Source organism: Williamsia herbipolensis (assembly GCF_000964005.1).
Lineage (GTDB): Bacteria > Actinomycetota > Actinomycetes > Mycobacteriales > Mycobacteriaceae > Williamsia_A > Williamsia_A herbipolensis.
This window is the reverse complement of record NZ_JXYP01000038.1, coordinates 160,824-178,961: the sequence shown is the minus strand read 5'-3', so window position 1 is coordinate 178,961 and position 18,138 is coordinate 160,824. Positions and strand designations below refer to the sequence as shown.

The following is an 18,138-nucleotide window of genomic DNA, read 5'->3' as shown; positions in this document are numbered from 1 at the left end:
CCTCTACACGTGCCAGTCGGTGCCGTGCGATCCCGGATCGTGCGAACCGGGATCGTGTCCACCGTCGTGGCCGGTGTCGTCGTGGCCCCTCTCGCCGTGCCCACCGTCCTCGTGACCGGGATCCAGATGCACGTGATCGGCGTCGTGGGACGCCGTGTCGTCCGGGTAGGCCTCGTGATGGGCGGCGTGATCGGTGACGACGGCGTCGGGAACGGTGCCGTGGTCGTCCATGATCGGCACGTTCGCCGCGTCGACGGGAGGGGTGTCAGGGTCCAGCGCCACCGCCAGCGCCGTCGTCCAGAGGTGTTCGGGCACCGCGTAATCGGCGTCCGCATCCACTCCGAGGGCCGTCAACACCGACTGCCCGTCGTCCGCGTCGGGTTCGAGTTCCTCGGTCATGAGATCAGCTCCGATCGGGTCAAGAAGGTCTTCGCCTCGTTCGTGCCCACGACCCCGCTGATGAAGGCTCGGATGTAGGAACTCGAACTGGCATAGGTGATCTCGGCGGTGCTGCCAGGCGCCTGCTGGATGCCGGCCGCCGCGGTGCGCGCGGTGTTCTCCACCACGGTGCTGGTGCCGCCGGTGTCTCCCCGCCGGATCCGGACCACGTCGGTGCGGGCCTGGGTGTGGTCGGCGGAGACGGTGATGCGAGCACCCGTGGTGAGCAGGCCGGTCACCAGACCGCTGTCGGTGGATATCGCGCACGTGATCTGCGGGATCCCCGACGGTCCATCGGTCGCCTGCTCGCATCCGGTCAGTGCGCTCGCCAGCTTGTCGGGCAGCCGCGCCACGATCCCCTCCGGTGTGGTCTCGCGCAGTCCGGTCATCGCGACCGATCCCGTCGAATCGGCCGCTGGGTCCGGCGCGGGTTCGTCGGAGCCGCCCGAGGTGAGGACGACGGCGACCGCGACGACGGCCGCCACCACGACCAGCGCACCGCCGGCCAGCAGCGCGCGCCGGCCGCGGCGCGGGGATTCACTGGCCGGCGCCACGGTGCGACCCGATGTCGGCGTCGGCCGGGTGGCGGCCGTGTCGGGGCTGATCGCAGCGGTGGGGCCGGTGGGAACCGCTTTCCACTGCGACATGAGCTCTGCGGCGTCGGGGAGCACGGTCTGCCGGGGGCGATCGGAGATGACCGCGGCGAGAGCGCCCTGCGCGACCACGGTCTTGGGATCGTCGAGGGTGGCGACGGGCCCCAGGGTCTGCAGGGTGCGCTGCACGAGCGGGATGCGTGATGTGCCGCCGGTGAGGTATAGCGCGGTCAGCTGGTCACGCGATCGGATGCCGGCGTCGTGGAGCACGGCGCGCGTGAGTGCCGCGGCCGCGTCCAACGGGGCGGCGATGAGCTCGTCGAACTCGTCCCGGGTGATCTGCAGGGTCTCGTGGAATCCGCCTCCGGCGGCGGTGATGGTGGCCGACGGTGCCTCGGACAGCAGTTCTTTGGCACGACGGATCGACTCGTCGAGCTGGTGACGGACACCCGCCGGGGCCGTGCGCCGGAGATAGTGCGCGAGCTCGGGATTGCGTGCCTCGAGTTGGTGGTCGACCCAGCGCCGTATCAGTGCGTCGAAGTTCTTGCCGCCCAACCCGTTGTCGCCCCGTGCGGCGATCACCGAGAACCCGCCGTCGGTGTCGCGCACGAGGACCGCGACGTCGAGGGTGCCGCCGCCGAAGTCGAAGACCGCGATCGTGGCACCCACGGCGAGATCGGTACCGCGTGCGTAATGCGCTGCGGCGGCGCGGGGCTCGGAGATGGTCGTGATGACCGCGGGGTTCATCCCGGCCCAACCCGCGGCGTCGAGGAGCACGCGGACCTGCGCCGGCGACCATGCCTCGGGGTGGGTGAGCACCAGGTGCGCCGGCATCCGCCCCGCGTGGGCGGCGGCGGCCCGAGAGAACACGGTGCGCAACACCGCGCCGATGGGCAGTGAGGTCCCGATGAGATGCCCCTTGACCGCAATCGACTCCTGGCCCACCAGTCGTTTCGGGGCGGGGATGAAAGCGGCCGGGTTGCGCTGGGCCTCGTTGACGGCGTGATCGCCCACCGCGATGCGGTCCGGCGCGTCGACGAACACCCCCGACGACATCAGGTTGCCCGCGTGCGACAGCGCCAGCGACTCGATCGCGCCGCTCACCGCGGCGGAGTGCGCCGCGGCGGTGTTCGACGTGCCGAAGTCGACGCTGAGGATCCACTCCGCCGATGCCATGGAGGGATCATCCCCGACCGGTCGACTCCACGTCACCCCGCCGTCGGACCACGGCGCCGTCACGGTGCCAACCGCCCGGTCGCAGCGAGCGCGGAGTAGGCCCGCACCACGTCGACCACGGCGGCGTCCTCCGCTGCGGTCGCGGTCGACAGGGCGTGGGCCTGCGTGTTGGCGAGCCGGATTCGCGCCCGCTCGCGCACCTGATCGAGGGTGGCGTCGAGAGGAAGTCCGACGCACTGGGCCCCGGTGCGGCCGTTCAACAGTGTGCGGAGGTCGTCGGCGATCGCGGCGAACGGGTCGGCGGCGAGCAGTCGCTGCAGATCGGCGAGCAGCGCGACCCGCAGCATCGACGGGTCGCTGCGGACGCCGTAGGCGATGGCACGGATGTGGTCGCGCGCCGGATGGCTGTAGGCCAGTGCATCGATGCGATCGAGCACCCGGCGGGCGCGGTTCAGCGACGCGAACTCGCCGAGCGATGTTCGCAGGACCTGCTGCAGCAGCGTGATCCCGGAATGCGCGACCAGCCATTCGTTGAGGGCGGCGGCCCCCCGCGCGGCGACCGTCCGACCGTTGATCAACCCGTACTCGCCGAGCAGGTCGAGCAGTCGATCGCGGGTCGCGGCGTCGATGACGCCGGGCGCGTCGGACTCGAGGTGGTCGACGAGGTCGAGGGGTCCCCACGACGCCAGCGACGCGAGCGCCCGCGCATCGGCCTCCACCAACGCGCCGGTGTGGCTCGTCTGCGCCATCAGGCCCGAGATCGGCACCACCGTCGAGACGGTGTCGGCCAGCTGTCGTGCCAGGGTGCGTGCGTGGTCGGTGGCGTGCTCGAGCGGGTCGCGCCGACCCAGCGCGCCTTCGCCGAATCCGTCGGCACGCGACAGCACGCCGAGGGTGTTCAGCGGAGAGAGCGGCAGTTGTCGCAGGAACGCCAATTCGTCTGCGCGAGGAACGGAGTCGAACAGGAAGACCGCGGCGTCGGCATCGACCGACGCCGTCCGTGTCTGTTCGAACCCGTCGATGAGAACCCGGCGGGTCGCGGTCTCGTTGCCCGTGGTGAGTGTCGCCAGCCCGGGGGTGTCGATGAACGTGAGGTCGCGGATCGCCGCCGACGGCAGCCATCGATGAAGGTAGGCGATCTGCTCGTCGGGTAGCGGGAGTCCGGCGGGTGAGGTCGGCGTCCCGCTGTCCAGCGCGACGGGGTGTCGTGCCCCGTCGAGGGCGACGACCTCCGCGCGTGAGGGCGCGCCGTCGGAGTAGATGGTCACCACCCGGGTTGCCTCGAGTGCCGCGGTCTCTGCGACGGGCGCACCGATGAGGGCGTTGACGAGGGTGGACTTGCCGGCCTTGAGCCGCCCGGCGACCACCAGCCGCGGAGGGGCCCACAGCGTCGCGCCGATCTGGTTGGCGTGGGCCACGAGATCGCCACCGAGGCCGGCGAGCGCCCTCAGTCCGTTGTCGAGCGTAACGTGAACCGGATCGGCATGGGATGCAGGAGCATTCACGGTGTCGCCTGCGCAGACACGCGGGCGAGCATCGACTCCGTCTCGGCCAACCGCTTGGCGATGACCGAGCGATTGGTGTCGAGGCGGGCGAGGTCCTTCTCGCGACGGGTCGCATCGGAGGTGGCGGCGTCGCGCGCGACACCGATCTGACGTTGGAGGTCCTCGATCGCGGTGCGCAGGTGCTCGCGGTACCGGATCACGATCTCCGGCCTTGCCTGGGCGATGGCGAGCTCGAGGAGTCGGGCGGTGACGGTCTTGGTGGTGGCCAACGTCTCCCGCAGCCACGCCAGCAGGTTCGTCTTGCCGGTGCGCATGGCGCGGAAGCCGAGATTGACTCCCACCCAGACGGTTCCGACGATCGCGCCCACGCCGAGTGCGGTGGACAGGCCGATAACCCCGCCGATCATCGACGAGCCCATGATGCCCATGTTGAGAAGCGTCGGGTCGAACAGGCCGTGACGACGGCTTCCCACCGGCTGGGCCTCGATGCGCGGACCCTGCAGCGATTCGACGATGCGTCCGCAGATCTGCTCCCACACCACGTCGGAGTCGAATCGGGGCGCGACGATCGTGGAGTAGAGCTGTTCGAGGAACTGCGCCATGGTGACCGCGAGCGCGCGCTCGAGTTCGTCCTGCATGTCGGCGGTGAACTTCTGCGGGCTGCGCCGCAACACCTCCATCCCGCTCTTGTTGATGCGGGTGGTCCAGCGCGCGCGGATCTCGTCGAGACGCCGATCGCTGTCGTCGATGGCCTGCTGTCGCAGCTGGGTGAGGTCACGGGCGAGGTACTGCTCCCATTCCCGACTGCGGTCCTTGAGCGTCTCGAGGGCGTCGAGCTGTGCGGTGAGGTCGGGCAGGGTGGTCCCGCGGCCGGCGACCGCGGCGTGTTCGACGTCGACGCGACGCGCGACGGCGAGCAGTCCTTCCCGGGTGGTGCGCAACGCATCTGCGGCGGGAAGCCCCTGTGCCGCGTCGAGGCGGTGCATGATCTCGGCCCGCAGATCGGTGATGCCCGAGGTCATCTCGGCGCGGTCACGCTCGGCGCCGGGTGGCAGGTCGGCGGCGAGCACCGCGCGCAGGCTCGACACCCCGATGACGGGGATGTCGCGCTGCAGGTGCGTGGTGAGCAGCCGCCGGTTGTCGGCCACGATGGCCTTCCAGCGTCGAATGTTCTTGTCGGTCTTGGTCACCGCGACCACGAGGGCGTCGACCGAGGCGCCGGCCTCCCGGATGAAGTCCATCTCCGGCGCGGTCAGCGGACTCGACGCGTCGCACACGATCACCACCACGCACGCCTGCTGGGCGCTCTGGACCGCGAGCGCGGCCATCGCCGGGTCTAGACCGCCGACGCCGGGGGTGTCGACGATGGTGACCCCGGGCATCGCGGTCTCGGTGACGGGGATGCTCGCGCGGGTGGGTAGCGACTCGACGTGTGGATCACGCACCTGACGACCGCCGACGGTCACCCAGTCGGGGAGGGCGGTCAGCGGGATCTGCTCCGAGCGGTCGGGGAACAGGAGGGTCGCGGTGCCGTCGAGGGGCGGGTCGTCGGTGGGGGCGACACCGATCGCCACCGTGGTCGTGACGTCGACACCCACCGGTGACAGGTCACGTCGGCCGACCAGGGCGTTGACCAGCGAACTCTTGCCGCGCTTGACCTCTCCGACGACCACCACGGTGCGGGCCTGGCCGTCACGAGCGGCCTTACGCGCCGCGAGGTCGGCGACGTCGTCCATCTTGTACGCGCGCAGCACCGTTGCCGCGGCGGCGAGCACCGAGTCGGTCTGTGCACGCAGGTCAGAAGGTGTCACCTGCGTCGATCGTGCATCTGTATCGCTCATGACCACGTTTCCGAATCTGGTTAACTGGGCCCGATCCCAGCAGGAGGAGACCACATGCGGTCGAGAGTAGTTCTCGCCGGCGCTGCCGCCGTGCTCATCGCGACCACGCTGACGGGGTGCGCCACCTCCGTCGACGGACAGGCCACCCCCGCCTCGCAGACGCTGTCGCCGGGCGAGGTCGATCTCGCCGCTCTCGACCCGGGCAGCTATCAGACGACCCCGTCGCCGGCCTTCGGCATGGCCACCGGTGCTCAGATCGTCGAGTACGAGGGCCAGCGCATGGCGGAGTTCGTCTACACGCCCTCGGAGATCGATCCCGAGTTCACCGACGTCAAGAACCCGACGTCGATCATCCGCAGTCGCGCGAACCTCACCAACGTGGTGGGGCGCGACGCCGCGTTCGTCCCCGCGAACGACCGTCTGGTGGCCGGATTCGTCACCTCGGCCGGTACCTCGCAGCTGCGGTTGAGCGATCCGACCCGCGGCATGCAGCTGATGGTGGTGCGCTACACCGACTCCGCGACGGCGGCGGGCGCGGCGCGGTCGATGTTCGACGCCATGGTGCGACAGAACAAGTCGATCCCCGTGCCGCTGGCCGGTCTGGCCACCACTCTGGCGGCACGTACCGACGCCGGCGGAAGTGCCGCGGTACCCATCGCGCCGACGCTCGCGACCTTCACGCCCTTCAAGGTCTACGTGATCTACGCCTGGGCCAGCGCCCCTGCGGGACAGGAGAAGCGGAGTGAGGACACCGTGCGAACGGTGCTCGCCCGCGAGCCGGGTCTGCTGAACGGTTTCCCCGCCACGCCCACGAAGGCGCAGAACGGAGGGAAGCCGGTCGAGGTCGCTGTCGATCAAGATCAGATCCTTCTCTATGCACTGCCGAACAAAGATGCGAACGCGGTCAACGGATCTGACCGTGCGGTCTACGGACCGCGGGGGATGGCGCACATCGCGTCGTCCCCGTCGACGATGCTCTCCACGCTCACCGCGGCGCAGTCGACGCACAATGCCGTGTGGGACACCACGGTCTACCGCGCCGCGACCGGGACCGGTGCGACGTCGATCATGGACGGCCTGGTGAACGCCGACGTCCAGAACGGTGCGACCAAGGTCGACTCCCCGAAGGGACTGCCGATCGCGTCGTGCGTCTCGCGGGACACCGACACCGGCCAGGAGAACACCTGTTTCGTGACGGTGGGGCGGTACGTCGGCGAGGCCGACGACCGCGATCCGACCGTGGTCGCGCAGAAGATCTCCGCCCAGTACCTCATCCTCACCCGGGCCGACCAGACCGCCAACTGATCGATCCGGGCCGGGTACAGGGCAGCCGCCCCGCACCCGGCCATCGGCGCTCAGTGCCCGTGGTACGAGGTGTCCGAGGCGGAGTGCGACGACGGGTCCTCGATGAACGGCACCGAGGTGTGCATCGCGCTCGTCGAGTCGACGTGACCTTCGTAGTCGGAGTCGACCTCGCAGGTGTCGAGCGTTCCGTCGTGGTCGGTGTCGCGCATCAGCATGTCGATCCGACCGTCGTGGTTGGTGTCGAACGCCATCACGTCGACCTTGCCGTCGTGATCGGTGTCCTTCTGACCCATGTCGATCTTGCCGTCACCGTCGGTGTCGGCCAACATCACATCGGCGCCGTGGGAATCGGTGCTCCAGCGCATGCCCGAGGTCGCCGACGCACCGGTCGAGGACGAGTCCGACCCGTGGGAGCCGTAGGATCCGCTGCCGGCCGATCCCGTGTGGCCCGACCCGTAGGTGTCGCTGCTGCTGCTCGAGGAGCTGTCGTCGTCGGAGTAGCGGCTCGACGAGCTGGTACCCGAGTAGGGGCTGGTCGACTCGCTGCTCGACGAGCTGCCGTAGGTCGAGGAGCTGTCGGTGGTGGACGAGCTGCCGTAGGTCGAGGTGCTGTCCGAGGAGGGCGTGCTCGCCGAGGAGCCGGAGAACGAGTGCGCGGTGGCCGCACCCGACGGGGTCCCGGTGGCGTCGGCGTAACCGTCGTGGTCGGTGTCGATCGAACGGCTGTCGTAGCGTCCGTCGCCGTTCGTGTCGGTGTCGGTGACGTCGGAACGTCCGTCGCCGTTGTTGTCGACGAGGCGGACATCGGCCCGGCCGTCGAAGTCGGTGTCCTTCTCCTCGACGTCGGCGCGGCCGTCTCCGTCGGTGTCGACGAGGTAGACGTCGTTGGTGCCGTCGTGGTTCGTGTCGCTCTGGCTGACCTTCATGGTGGTTCTCCTCGATGCTCGTTGTGGCTGTTCTTGTCGGTCACAGCATTGGATGCGGCGGGATCACGGGAAAGTTCCCGACAATCGAGAAGTTTTTTTGCGACCTCGTGACCTGCGGTGATCGGCCTGGTGACCGGCTCGGGTCGCCACTTGGCAGTATCGGGACGATGAGCACACTGATTCATGCCGACGAACTCGAGGTCGGCTCGGTGTGGCCGCTGGGGAGCCACACGCCGACCGAGGCCGAGATCATCGAGTTCGCGCGTCGGTGGGATCCGCAGCGGTTCCACACCGATCCGGCCTACGCGGCCGACCACTTCTTCGGGGGCATCATCGCCAGCGGTATCCACACGATGGCGATCTTCCAGCGCCTCGCGGTGCCGGCTGTGTTCGATCGGTGGGCCACGATCGCCGGCCGAGGGATGGAGGACGTGCGGTTGCTGCGGCCGGTGCGTCCTGACGAGAAGTTGACGGGATCGATCACGGTCGACGCCGTCGACCTGCACCGGCCCGACCGGGCGACGGTGTCACTGACCGGCCGGCTCGAGTCACCCGACGGCGCGGTACTGACCATGGCGCTGGAGATCGCGGCCCGCAGGCGGGCGGCTACCGAGGAGTGACTTGTTCGCCTGTGACGCCGGCGAGGTGATGCACCGGGTCGTGGATGAAGTACCGCGCGAGGGTCTCGACCGTGAACCCACTGCCGTCGCTGCGGCGGCCCGTGCGGTGGCACGCGTCGCCGGGGACCGCACGGAAGTCCCTCGCGAGAGCCAGGCCGGCGTCACGCAGCTCGGCGAGGACCACGGCGGGATCCTGCTCGCCGTACCTGTCGGCGATCGCCGTCGCATCCTGATCCCAGTTGTCGAACAGCGGATCATGTTGCTTCAGCATCAGTTCGAGGCGCGCACCGAATATCCGGAAGACGTCGCGGACATGCGCCGCGTACTCCAGGGGCGACCAGGTGTGGTCGTTCGGGCGGTGCGCGGGATCGGCGACGTCGAGCGCGCGTGGCCACCGGGCGACGTTGTCCTCGGTGAGGTCGGCGACGGCGTCGAACGGGATCTGCGAGGCGTCGAGACCACAGGCAGGACAGGGCTTCTCCAGCACCCAGGTCCAGTTCGCGGTGTCGGGAACGATCGGCATGAGCGAACGGTAGCGAGATCACGGTCGTACCGCCGGTCTCACCAGCGGTTGTGGCACGAATTGTGCGGAGAGCGGCAGAAACTCGTTGCTGTCACCCGGTGTCGCGGCGGCGGGCGGTGACGGCTCCGTGCGGCCGCTGCCCGGCGGCCTCCCGGACATGGGTCTCGATCACGTCGAATCCCGCCTCTGCCAGCAGGTCGGCGAGCCATGAGACGGGCCACCGGTACGCGGTGATCACCGTGTGGGCGAACGGCTCGACCACAGTGTCGGCCGCGAAGTGTCCGATCAGCAGGCCCCCGCCGGGCGCGATCACGCGCCCGAGCTCGGTCAGGGTCCGTCGCACCGCGGCGGGATCGAGATGGATCAGGGAGTACCAGGCGAACACGGCCCCGATCGACGCCGCCGGGAGCTCGAGGGATTCGAGGTCGCCCTGGGCGACATCGAGGTGCGGGTGGTGCGCTCGCGCATGCTCGACGAACTCCGTCACCGGGTCGACACCAACGACGTCGCAACCACATTCGTGGAGGAAACCCGTCCACTGACCGGGGCCACAACCGACGTCGAGCACCCGGCCTGACGTCGACGACGCCCACAGGCGCACCAGTTCGCGATCGAGTGGGTGGGTCGCGGCGATCGATCCGAACCGATGGATGTACTCGCCTGCCCAGTGCGCGTACGCGATACGAGTCGACTCGGTGTCACCCACCGTTCGACCGTACCGCCAGGGTTGTCGACCTAGGCTGGTCGACATGCGACGAGCCGACGCCACCCCGCGGCCCGGTCGCCCGGTGCGAGGCTCCACCACCAGGCGCCCGATCATGGCGCTCCTCGATCTCCTGGGACGTCGCGCGACGCTGGGGATCCTGTGGGCACTCGCCGAGGGTCCCGCGTCGTTCCGCGCGCTGCAGGAGCGTGCCGGCGGGATCGCCGCGAGCACGCTGAACACCAGGCTGGCCGAACTACGCGACGTGGGCCTCATCGAACGCACCGATGCGGGTTATGCGCTCACCGACGACGCGAGTGCGCTCCTCGAGGCGGGTGCCCCGTTGGTGGGGTGGGCCGACGACTGGGCCGCGCGCATCACAGGTCCGGACGGCGAATCACGATGAGACGAGCTGAGAACGACCAGATCTCAGCGTGACCGGACGGCCTGGGCGCCGAGGAACGCGACGTACGCGCCGAGTCCGACCCATCCGAGCGGGCGGGTCGCCGGGATCGCGATCGCCGTCCCGACCACCGTCTCGGTGATGCCGTTGCGGGTGATCCAGGTGGCGGTGTCATCGGGGAAGGCCTGTGCGGTGATGCCGGCGAAGGCCTGCGGCACGACGAAGTGGGCCACACCGGTGGCTGCGAGGCCTGCGCCGACGACGGTGGCGGCGGTGACGGGTCGATCCGACATGGCAGAACTCCTCGGGTGGTGGCAACGGTGTCCGGAGTGTCAGTCAATCGCACGCCCGCTCTCGAATCAAGAGCGGCCGTCTCCAGGGCTCACAGTTCGTCGGCGGCAGGTACATGAGTTCCGTCGGTGCGACGGCGAAGCGGCTCATCACCTCCAACGCGTCGGCCGCGTTCTCCGTGCGCAGGGACACCCGACCCATGTACGCGGTGTCGATGACGCGCGGACCGAGGACGTCGGTGAGCGCCAGAACCTGCGGATCCCGCTCGGGCGGGGCAGGCGGCCGTACCGGCTCGTAGTAGGTGGCGGCCGCAGGAACCGAGACGACCTCCCGTTCGGGATAGCGCAGCGCCGTGAGGCTGCCGCCGAACACGCACCCGGTGTCGAGGCACAGGGTGTTGTTCACCCACTCGTGGTCGGAACCGGTGTGTGGCCGTAGAGAACCGTCGCCGCGCCGCGATAATCGTCGGCCCACGGATAACGGACCGACAGTCCGAACTCGTCGGTCTCACCGCTCGTGTCGCCGTACAGCGCGAAGGCGCGCACCCGGCCCGAGGCGCGTCCGTGATATTTCTCCGTGAGGCCGGCGTGCGCGACGACGAGTCGCCCCCCGTCGAGGACGTAGTGCGCCACGAGACCGTCGCAGAACTCCCGGACCGCGGCGGTGAACTCGGACCCGGCGGCCGACAGCTCGTCGAGTGTTCCCTGCAGCCCGTGGCTCGGGGTCACATCCTTGCGGCTCAGCGCGCGAACGAGTTTGGCCTCATGGTTGCCCGACACGCACAGTGCGTTGCCCGACGCGACCATCCCCATCGCCAGGCGGAGCACGCCCACCGAGTCGGGACCGCGGTCGACGAGATCGCCGACGAACACCACGCGACGCCCGTCGGGGTGGGTGGCGTCGACCGATTGACCGTCGGCGTCCTCGATGACAGCGTATTCCAGGCGCGCCAGCAGTTCTCGCAGCTCGCCGAGGCAGCCGTGGACGTCGCCGATCACGTCGAAGGGGCCGTGATCGTCACTGCGGTCGTTGAACAGCCGCGTCCGTGAGAACGACACCTGCGCCACGGCCTCGACGGAATCGAGCACGTGGACCGTGCGGAAACCCTCGCGCTTGAGGCTGCGCAGCGAGCGGCGCAGCTGGTCGTGCTGCCGCTTCACCACATGCGACCCGAAGGTCCGGTCCGGGCGTGATGCGTTGCGCTCGACGGCCAGCGACACCGGGAGGTCGAGAACGATCGCGACCGGGAGCACGTCGTGCTCTTTCGCCAGCGCGAGCAGCGACTTCCGCGACGACGCCTGCACGTTCGTCGCGTCGATCACCGTGAGCAGTCCACGGCTCAGACGCTTCCCGGCGATGTACTCCAGCACGTCGAAGGCGTCGCCGGTGGCGCCCTGATCGTTGGCGTCGTCGGAGACCATCGCGCGACAGTCGTCGCTCGAGATGACCTCGGTGGGCGCGAAATGCTCGGCGGCGAAGGTGGACTTGCCCGACCCGCTGGTCCCGACGAGCAACACCAGTGACAGGCGCGGTATGGCCAACTCGGTCATGACGCCTCCTCCAGTGACTCGCGAACGCGGAAAACGGCCATCTGCGTGGGCGATCCGACGACTGCGTCCACCTCACCCACCGTGCGTAGATCCACCGAGTAGCCGTATCGGTCGGCGGTCGCCGCCGTCCACGCGGTGAAGTCCGCTCGCGTCCACTCGAACCGGTGGTCGGTGTGACGGAAGGCGCCGGGCGCGAGCCCGGGGTAGCGGACGTTGTACTCGGCGTTCGGCGTGGTGATCACGACAGCTCGCGGCCGCATCGCCCCGAACACGCCCGCCTCGACGGTCGGGAGCCGATCGGTGTCGATGTGTTCGATCACCTCCATGAGCACCGCGACATCCGTTCCCTCGAGTCGGTCGTCGGTGTACATCAGCGACGACAGCAGCAGGTGCAAACGCTCCGACTGTCGTTCGGTCATGCGATCGGTGTGCAGCCGGGTGGCGGCGGTCGACAGCGCCGAGTCCGACACCTCGGTCCCGACCACCGTGGTCACGCCACGGATCTCCAGCAACGACGCCAGCAGGGCACCCTGACCGCACCCGAGGTCGACCACCGACGTGGGCTGCAGCTCTCGCACCGCCTGCAGGACCGCGTCGTGGCGCTCGCGCACCAGGGGGCGGGCGACGGTGACCACCTCCTCGGCGACAGCATCGTCGGCCGGACGGTCGTCGAGCTCGACAAGGCGTTGTATGGCAGCCTCTTTCAACCCGCGCTGGCGAGCGAGGTAGCGGTGCGTGATGAGGTCGCGTTCGGGATGCGTGGCCAACCACGAGCCGCCCGTGCGGATCAGCTTGTCGATCTCGCTCTCGCCCACCCAGTAGTGCTTCGCGTCGTCGAGCACCGGAAGGAGCACATAGAGGTGGCCGAGCGCGTCGGCGAGTCGCAGCGTCCCGCGCACCGTGAGGGACACGAACGGCGCCGCACCCCACTCCGGTCGGGTGGAGTCGAGTGCGACCGGCGTCGCGGTCACCGTCCAGCCCAACGGGCCGAACAGTCGTTGCAGCAGTTCGGGATTCCCCGGTACCGCGGGCAGGGTGATCTCGAGATCGGCGGCGCGGTCCACGAGCTGCTCGTGGCCGGGACACCGTCCGTTCAGCGCCGACCGGAACACCTTTCCCATCGCGACGGCGAGGAGCGACGACGCCACGTACGGGCGATCGTTGATGTACTGCCCCAGGGCGAAACCGTCTCGCGCGCCGGAGCGTCCGCGGACGAGTGCGACGGGATCGACCTCGAGCAGCAACGCGACGGTGCAGATGTCGTCGGTGACCTCGGGGTAGAAGACCTGCGCCGTTCCGCCGTAGACGTCGAACGACTGCACCCGGTCGGGGTGCTTGTGGAGCAGGAAGCCGAGGTCGCTCGGAGCGTCGAACGCCGGGGAGCGTCGCGCCGAGATGGTCAGGAACATCGGGTCAGTGTGCCGTACCGACCGGCTCGGCCACCTCAGGTTTTCTGTGCCCCGAACTAGTCTCACGGTGTGACCGAGCGGTTGATCGTGGTGAGTGCGGTGGTGATCCGTGACGGCGAGGGGCGGGTGTTGACCGTCCGCAAACGCGGGACGGCGCGATTCATGCTCCCGGGCGGCAAACCCGAACCCGGGGAGTCGGCGGCGCAGGCGGCGATCCGTGAGGTGCACGAGGAGGTCGGCGCCGTTCTCGATCCGGCGCAGCTCAGGTCTCTCGGCGTCCACGCGACCCCCGCCGCCAACGAGGACGGGTACACCCTGCGCGCATCGGTCTTCGAACATCCCTGGCTGGACATCCCCGGGGCGGCCGCGGAGATCGACGAGGTGCGCTGGCTGGCGCCGGTCGAGGGAGACCGCGCCGACATCGCGCCGCTGCTCACCCAGGCGGTGTTCCCGCTGCTCTCGCGTGGCGCCTGATCGTCCTCGCCGCGATCGGCGTGAGCTGGTCTGACTGGCGGAGGATAGGGGATTCGAACCCCTGAGGGCTGTTAACCCAACCCGCGTTCCAGGCGAGCGCCATAGGCCACTAGGCGAATCCTCCAGTGCTGCGATAGTAGCCGCGGCGGCGATGACCACCAAAAAGGCCCTGGTCGTGGCAAGGGTTGGAGTCGCCGCCACCCCACCGTCTACACTCGACCTCGGATCCCGCGCGGCGTGCATCCTGTGAACTCCCCCAGGGCCGGAAGGCAGCAAGGGTCAACGGGCTCTCTCGGGTGCGCGGGATCCTCTTTTTATGTGTCCACCACGGCGCGGTGGTGTCGGACCTGAAGAGATCGTCTGCGAAAGGCCAGCGTGAACTACCACTCGATGAGTGCCGCCGAACTGGGTTCCACCCGCGACGAGCTGGCCGGACTCTACGAGACGCTGCAGGCCGCGGGGCTGAAACTCGATCTCACCCGGGGCAAACCGTCGCCTGATCAGCTCGACCTCTCCAACGGACTGCTGTCGCTGCCGGGTGACACCCACATCGACCCCTCGGGCACCGACTGTCGCAACTACGGCGGTACCGCCGGTCTGCCCGGTCTGCGGGAGATCTTCGGCGAACTGCTGGCCGTGCCGTCGAAGCAGCTGATCGCGGCGAACAACTCGAGCCTCGAGATCATGTACGACCTGACCGTGTTCGCGATGCTGCACGGCACCCCCGATTCGGACGGTCCCTGGGGTCGCGACCCGGTGAAGTTCCTGTGCCCCGCGCCCGGATACGACCGTCACTTCGCCATCTGCGAGAGCCTCGGCATCGAGATGGTCACCGTCGAGATGCTGCCCAACGGCCCCGACGTCGACGCGTGCGCGGCACTGGTCGCGGACGATCCCACGATCAAGGGCCTGTGGGCGGTGCCCACGTTCTCCAACCCCACCGGTGTCACCTTCAGCGAGGACGTGGTGCGCGGCCTGATGGCGATGCCCGCCGCGGCGCCCGATTTCCGTGTGTACTGGGACAACGCCTACGCCGTGCACACGCTCACCGAGGATTTCCCGCCGCCGGTGCCGATCCTGGAGATCGCCGCGCAGGAGGGCAACCCGAACCGGCCCTACGTCCTCGGCTCGACGTCGAAGATCACCTTCGCCGGCAGCGGGGTGTCGTTCTTCGGGTCGTCGGAGTCGAACATCGCCTGGCACCAGAAGCATGTCGGCATCAGCTCCATCGGCCCCGACAAGGTCAACCAGCTCCGTCACCTGATGTTCTTCGGTGACGCCGACGGTGTGCGCGCCCACATGGCGAAGCATCGAGAGTTGTTGGCGCCCAAGTTCGCACTGGTCGCGAAGATCCTGTCCGACCGTCTCGGCGACTCCAAGGTCGCGTCGTGGACCGAACCCGACGGCGGATACTTCGTCAGCCTCGACGTCATCGACGGCACCGCCGCGCGAGTGATCGAACTGGCCAAGGAAGCCGGTATCGCGCTGACCGCGGCCGGCTCCACCTATCCGTACAAGCGCGATCCCTACGACCGCAACATCCGCCTGGCGCCCACCTTCCCCGGCACCGAGGAACTGGCCACGGCGATGGACGGCGTCGCGACGTGTGTGTTGCTCGCCGCGGCCGACAAGCTGCTCGCGGTGGGTGCGGTTCCCGACCCGAAGTCCTGAGGTGGTCGCGCGCCGGACCTTGATCGTCGCCGGGTTCGGTGCCCTCGGCGTCCTCGCCGTCTACGTCCAGCACCTGATCATCGGATACGACGTCCCGTTCTGGGGACTGTTCGACAACCAGCTCGACCTCGACGTCTATCGCGCCGGGGCCCGCACCGTCCTCGACGGCGGTCGCCTCTACGACGCGAAGCTGCTGGGTCAGATGGACTACACCTACGCGCCGGTGTCGGTGGTGGTGTTCACCCCGTTCGCGTGGATGTCGTTCCTCGCCGCGCGCATCGTGTGGACCGCCGCGATCTTCGTCGCCCTCTACTTCGTGATCACGCTGTCGTTCCGGGCGCTGGGCCGGCCGATCACCCCGCGCCTGCGGGTGATCGCGGTGTCGTTGGTGCTGGTGGCGGCATTGCTGGAACCGGTCCGCAGCACCATCTGGTTCGGCCAGGTCAACATCTTCCTCATGGCGGTCATCCTGTGGGATCTGCTGCGGGCCGATCGCTCGCGCCTGCACGGGATCGGCACCGGAATCGCCGCCGGCGTGAAACTGACCCCGCTGATCTTCGTGCTGTATCTGCTGGTGCAGCGCCGATGGCGGGCCGCGATCGGCGTGATCGTCGGATTCGTCGGGACGATCGTGGCGGCCTTCGTGGTGCTGCCCCGGGACTCGTGGCAGTACTGGACTGGAACGTTCTTCGACTCGAATCGCGTCGGGGTGCCCGACACCGTCGGCAACCAGTCGATCCGCGGGGCCCTGGCCAACTACTTCCGCACCGACAGCCCCTCGACCGGCGCCTGGCTGGTGCTCGCGCTGCTCGCGATGGGGCTGGGGTTGTGGGCGGCGGTGGTCGCCCATCGACGCTGCCAGGAGCTGTTGGCGTTGACGCTGGTGGGGATGACGTCGTGCGCGGTGTCGCCGATGTCGTGGGGGCACCACTGGGTCTGGGTGGTCCCGCTCGGGGTGATCCTCGTGCACCACGCGCTGGCGGCGCGCACCCGGCTGATCGCGGTCGCGGCGACAACGGCGGCCGTCGCCCTGCTGTTGGTGACGTTCGCGTGGCGGACGGTGATCGACGGCCCGATGACCTTCGTCGGCGAGACCCACCCCGACGCCCGCTACACCGGTCTGTTCTTCAAGCACGGCATCGAGTGGCTCCGATGGTTCACCCTCGACCCGTACAACTGGGTGTTCGTCGTCGCCGCGGTGACGACGTTGGTGATCCTGGTCCCTGCACGCATGTCCGTGTTCGATTCCCGAGCGCTCGCCGAGGATGGCTATCATTCCTGACGATCGATGACACCGTGTGTCGATCGAGTCCAGGAGTGCAACAGTGGCCGCGGGAGCGACGTCGTCGGACGGCGGCGAGATGATGGGGCGCGAGGTGACCGGGAGAACCCTCCCGCGACACCCCGCCCTCTATGCGATCCCCGTGGCCCTCGCCGCCGTCGCCCTGTACCTGCAATACGCGTACATCCCGTTCCGCGCGCATGTCTTCGGACTGTTCCAGAACCAGGCGGACCTGCGGGTCTACCGAGCCGGTGCCCAGCACCTGCTCCACGGTCAGCCGATCTACGACCGGCCGGTGCTGGGACATTTCGACTACACCTACACACCGTTCTCCACCGTGGTGATGCAGCCGCTCGCCTGGGTGAGCAAGGACGTCGCCGTCGCGGCGTGGTCGGCCCTCATCGTGGTGGCGCTGTTCTATGTGGTGGTCGCGAGCTTCCGGGCGCTGGGATACCGCCTCGACGCGCGCCTGGTGGTGGTGGCGACGTCGCTGGTCGCGATCGCGCTGTTGCTCGAGCCGGTGCGCACCACCATCTGGTACGGCCAGATCAACGTCTTCCTGATGGCGATCGTGATGTGGGATCTGTTGCGTCCGTCGGGCAGTCGACTCCGCGGTGTCGGGGTCGGAATCGCCGCCGGCATCAAGCTGACCCCCGCGTTCTTCGTGTTCTTCCTCGCCCTCACGCGTTCGTGGCGGGCGGTCGCGGTGGCCGCGGCCACGGGGGTCGCGACCGTGGTGATCGGGGTGGTTCTCATCCCGAAGCAGTCGTGGATGTTCTGGACCGACAAGGTCTTCGACTCCCAGCGCGTCGGCGATGTCCGCAACCCGGCGAACCAGTCGCTGCGCGGCGCGATCGCGCACATCTTCCAGACCCGTGAACCGAACACAGCGGTGTGGCTGCTGGCGATCGTCGTCGTCGCCGCCCTCGGACTGGGCGCCGCGATGGTGGCGCATCGCCACGGCAACGACGTCCTCGCGTTGTCGCTGACGGGTATGACGACGACGGCGGTGTCGCCGTTCTCCTGGGGTCACCACTGGGTGTGGTTCGTGCCGCTGCTGGTGGTGACCGTCGATCTCGTCCTGCGGGCCTGGACTCGCGCGTCGTATGTGCGGGCCGTCGCCCTGACCGCGCTGCCGGTCGCTCTCGTGCTCTCGACGTTCGTGTGGAAGTTCTTCCTCCCCGACGGCGCCGTGGGGTTGCGACCGTTCTACGGGATCGGTCTGTTCATGAACCCCGTCCCCGCGTGGTTCCGCTGGTTCGGTGCGCAGCCATATCTGTGGGTCCTGCTGATCACGGCGATCGCCACGCTCGGCGCGTACCTCGTCGGGTCACGCCGAGCGGTGCCGCGCGGGGCGATCGACGACAGCGCCGACGAGCCTGTGGACAGTGCCGTCGGTGGGCGCTCGGCGCGTCGGTAGGCGCCGGT

General features: G+C 68.9%; 16 protein-coding genes, 1 tRNA gene, 1 other RNA gene and 1 pseudogene. 8 read left to right on the top strand and 11 right to left on the bottom strand.

What is annotated here, in order from left to right:
- Positions 1 to 3 precede the first annotated feature (3 nt).
- The 4 genes from TU34_RS22535 to TU34_RS20400 are packed head-to-tail and all read right to left on the bottom strand — an operon-like array spanning position 4 to position 5,553.
- On the bottom strand, positions 4 to 399 hold the full coding sequence (locus tag TU34_RS22535) for a hypothetical protein (RefSeq protein WP_052689106.1): 396 nt from the start codon (positions 397 to 399) through the stop codon (positions 4 to 6).
- A complete protein-coding gene (locus tag TU34_RS20410; protein ID WP_045824717.1) occupies positions 396 to 2,207 on the bottom strand; it encodes an Hsp70 family protein in 1,812 nt (603 codons plus the stop codon). Before TU34_RS20410 ends, TU34_RS22535 begins: the two co-directional genes overlap by 4 nt.
- 59 nt (positions 2,208 to 2,266) lie before the next feature.
- Entirely contained in the window at positions 2,267 to 3,712 is a 1,446-nt protein-coding gene (locus TU34_RS20405; protein WP_045824716.1) for a dynamin family protein, read from the bottom strand.
- Positions 3,709 to 5,553, bottom strand: a complete 1,845-nt coding sequence (locus TU34_RS20400) for a dynamin family protein (RefSeq protein WP_045824715.1) — start codon at positions 5,551 to 5,553, stop codon at positions 3,709 to 3,711. The genes TU34_RS20405 and TU34_RS20400 overlap by 4 nt, the downstream gene beginning before the upstream one ends.
- A 54-nt stretch (positions 5,554 to 5,607) precedes the next feature.
- Between TU34_RS20400 and TU34_RS20395 the strand changes: the two genes are divergently transcribed.
- Positions 5,608 to 6,858 carry a DUF7373 family lipoprotein gene (locus TU34_RS20395; RefSeq protein ID WP_045824714.1) on the top strand — a complete coding sequence of 417 codons (1,251 nt, stop codon included), beginning with the start codon at positions 5,608 to 5,610 and terminating at the stop codon, positions 6,856 to 6,858.
- A gap of 50 nt (positions 6,859 to 6,908) precedes the next feature.
- Here TU34_RS20395 and TU34_RS20390 read toward each other — a convergent pair whose 3' ends face one another.
- Positions 6,909 to 7,784: a hypothetical protein gene (locus TU34_RS20390; protein WP_045824713.1), complete on the bottom strand. Its 876-nt coding sequence runs from the start codon at positions 7,782 to 7,784 to the stop codon at positions 6,909 to 6,911.
- A gap of 167 nt (positions 7,785 to 7,951) precedes the next feature.
- Between TU34_RS20390 and TU34_RS20385 the strand changes: the two genes are divergently transcribed.
- A complete protein-coding gene (locus TU34_RS20385; protein WP_045824712.1) occupies positions 7,952 to 8,404 on the top strand; it encodes a MaoC/PaaZ C-terminal domain-containing protein in 453 nt (150 codons plus the stop codon).
- Here the strand turns inward: TU34_RS20385 and TU34_RS20380 are convergent.
- Together TU34_RS20380 and TU34_RS20375 are read right to left on the bottom strand one after the other, a co-directional pair.
- Positions 8,391 to 8,927, bottom strand: coding sequence for a DinB family protein (locus tag TU34_RS20380; protein WP_045824711.1), 537 nt, complete (start codon positions 8,925 to 8,927; stop codon positions 8,391 to 8,393). The genes TU34_RS20385 and TU34_RS20380 overlap by 14 nt on opposite strands.
- 91 nt (positions 8,928 to 9,018) lie before the next feature.
- Positions 9,019 to 9,633, bottom strand: coding sequence for a class I SAM-dependent methyltransferase (locus TU34_RS20375; RefSeq protein ID WP_045824710.1), 615 nt, complete (start codon positions 9,631 to 9,633; stop codon positions 9,019 to 9,021).
- Positions 9,634 to 9,676: 43 nt separating this feature from the next.
- Here TU34_RS20375 and TU34_RS20370 point away from each other — a divergent pair, with 43 nt between their 5' ends.
- The gene (locus TU34_RS20370; protein ID WP_045824709.1) at positions 9,677 to 10,036 is read left to right on the top strand and encodes a winged helix-turn-helix transcriptional regulator; all 360 of its coding nucleotides are present in this window, start codon (positions 9,677 to 9,679) and stop codon (positions 10,034 to 10,036) included.
- 23 nt (positions 10,037 to 10,059) lie between these two features.
- Here the strand turns inward: TU34_RS20370 and TU34_RS20365 are convergent, their stop codons facing one another.
- The 3 genes and pseudogenes from TU34_RS20365 to TU34_RS20355 form a co-directional block, all read right to left on the bottom strand.
- Positions 10,060 to 10,326 (bottom strand): membrane protein, encoded by a 267-nt coding sequence (locus TU34_RS20365; protein ID WP_045824708.1) that lies wholly within the window; start codon positions 10,324 to 10,326, stop codon positions 10,060 to 10,062.
- Between the two features lie 97 nt (positions 10,327 to 10,423).
- A pseudogene (locus tag TU34_RS20360) lies at positions 10,424 to 11,874 on the bottom strand (polynucleotide kinase-phosphatase); the annotation flags it as partial.
- On the bottom strand, positions 11,871 to 13,283 hold the full coding sequence (locus TU34_RS20355; protein ID WP_045824707.1) for a 3' terminal RNA ribose 2'-O-methyltransferase Hen1: 1,413 nt from the start codon (positions 13,281 to 13,283) through the stop codon (positions 11,871 to 11,873). The gene TU34_RS20355 and the pseudogene TU34_RS20360, both read right to left, overlap by 4 nt.
- Before the next feature lie 69 nt (positions 13,284 to 13,352).
- Here TU34_RS20355 and TU34_RS20350 point away from each other — a divergent pair, with 69 nt between their 5' ends.
- Entirely contained in the window at positions 13,353 to 13,757 is a 405-nt protein-coding gene (locus TU34_RS20350) for an NUDIX hydrolase (RefSeq protein ID WP_238981407.1), read from the top strand.
- Between the two features lie 35 nt (positions 13,758 to 13,792).
- Here the strand turns inward: TU34_RS20350 and TU34_RS20345 are convergent.
- Positions 13,793 to 13,881, bottom strand: a tRNA-Ser gene (locus TU34_RS20345).
- 96 nt (positions 13,882 to 13,977) lie between these two features.
- Between TU34_RS20345 and ffs the strand changes: the two genes are divergently transcribed.
- The 4 genes from ffs (at position 13,978) to TU34_RS20330 (ending at position 18,130) form a co-directional block, all read left to right on the top strand.
- Positions 13,978 to 14,072, top strand: an RNA gene (ffs, locus tag TU34_RS22730) — signal recognition particle sRNA small type.
- A 60-nt stretch (positions 14,073 to 14,132) separates the two neighbouring features.
- Complete coding sequence (locus TU34_RS20340) at positions 14,133 to 15,428, top strand: aspartate aminotransferase type Ic (RefSeq protein ID WP_045824706.1); 1,296 nt, start codon at positions 14,133 to 14,135, stop codon at positions 15,426 to 15,428.
- Between the two features lies 1 nt (position 15,429).
- Positions 15,430 to 16,710, top strand: coding sequence for a glycosyltransferase 87 family protein (locus TU34_RS20335; RefSeq protein ID WP_052689101.1), 1,281 nt, complete (start codon positions 15,430 to 15,432; stop codon positions 16,708 to 16,710).
- Between the two features lie 43 nt (positions 16,711 to 16,753).
- On the top strand, positions 16,754 to 18,130 hold the full coding sequence (locus TU34_RS20330) for a glycosyltransferase 87 family protein (RefSeq protein ID WP_052689100.1): 1,377 nt from the start codon (positions 16,754 to 16,756) through the stop codon (positions 18,128 to 18,130).
- Positions 18,131 to 18,138: the final 8 nt, after the last annotated feature.

Excerpts from the sequence above, each read along its gene's own strand:
- TU34_RS22535 (WP_052689106.1), bottom strand. The coding sequence starts at position 399 with ATGACCGAGGAACTCGAACCCGACGCGGACGACGGGCAGTCGGTGTTG.
- TU34_RS20410 (WP_045824717.1), bottom strand. The coding sequence starts at position 2,207 with ATGGCATCGGCGGAGTGGATCCTCAGCGTCGACTTCGGCACGTCGAAC.
- TU34_RS20400 (WP_045824715.1), bottom strand. The coding sequence starts at position 5,553 with ATGAGCGATACAGATGCACGATCGACGCAGGTGACACCTTCTGACCTG.
- TU34_RS20395 (WP_045824714.1), top strand. The coding sequence starts at position 5,608 with ATGCGGTCGAGAGTAGTTCTCGCCGGCGCTGCCGCCGTGCTCATCGCG.
- TU34_RS20390 (WP_045824713.1), bottom strand. The coding sequence starts at position 7,784 with ATGAAGGTCAGCCAGAGCGACACGAACCACGACGGCACCAACGACGTC.
- TU34_RS20385 (WP_045824712.1), top strand. The coding sequence starts at position 7,952 with ATGAGCACACTGATTCATGCCGACGAACTCGAGGTCGGCTCGGTGTGG.
- TU34_RS20380 (WP_045824711.1), bottom strand. The coding sequence starts at position 8,927 with ATGCCGATCGTTCCCGACACCGCGAACTGGACCTGGGTGCTGGAGAAG.
- TU34_RS20370 (WP_045824709.1), top strand. The coding sequence starts at position 9,677 with ATGCGACGAGCCGACGCCACCCCGCGGCCCGGTCGCCCGGTGCGAGGC.
- TU34_RS20365 (WP_045824708.1), bottom strand. The coding sequence starts at position 10,326 with ATGTCGGATCGACCCGTCACCGCCGCCACCGTCGTCGGCGCAGGCCTC.
- TU34_RS20355 (WP_045824707.1), bottom strand. The coding sequence starts at position 13,283 with ATGTTCCTGACCATCTCGGCGCGACGCTCCCCGGCGTTCGACGCTCCG.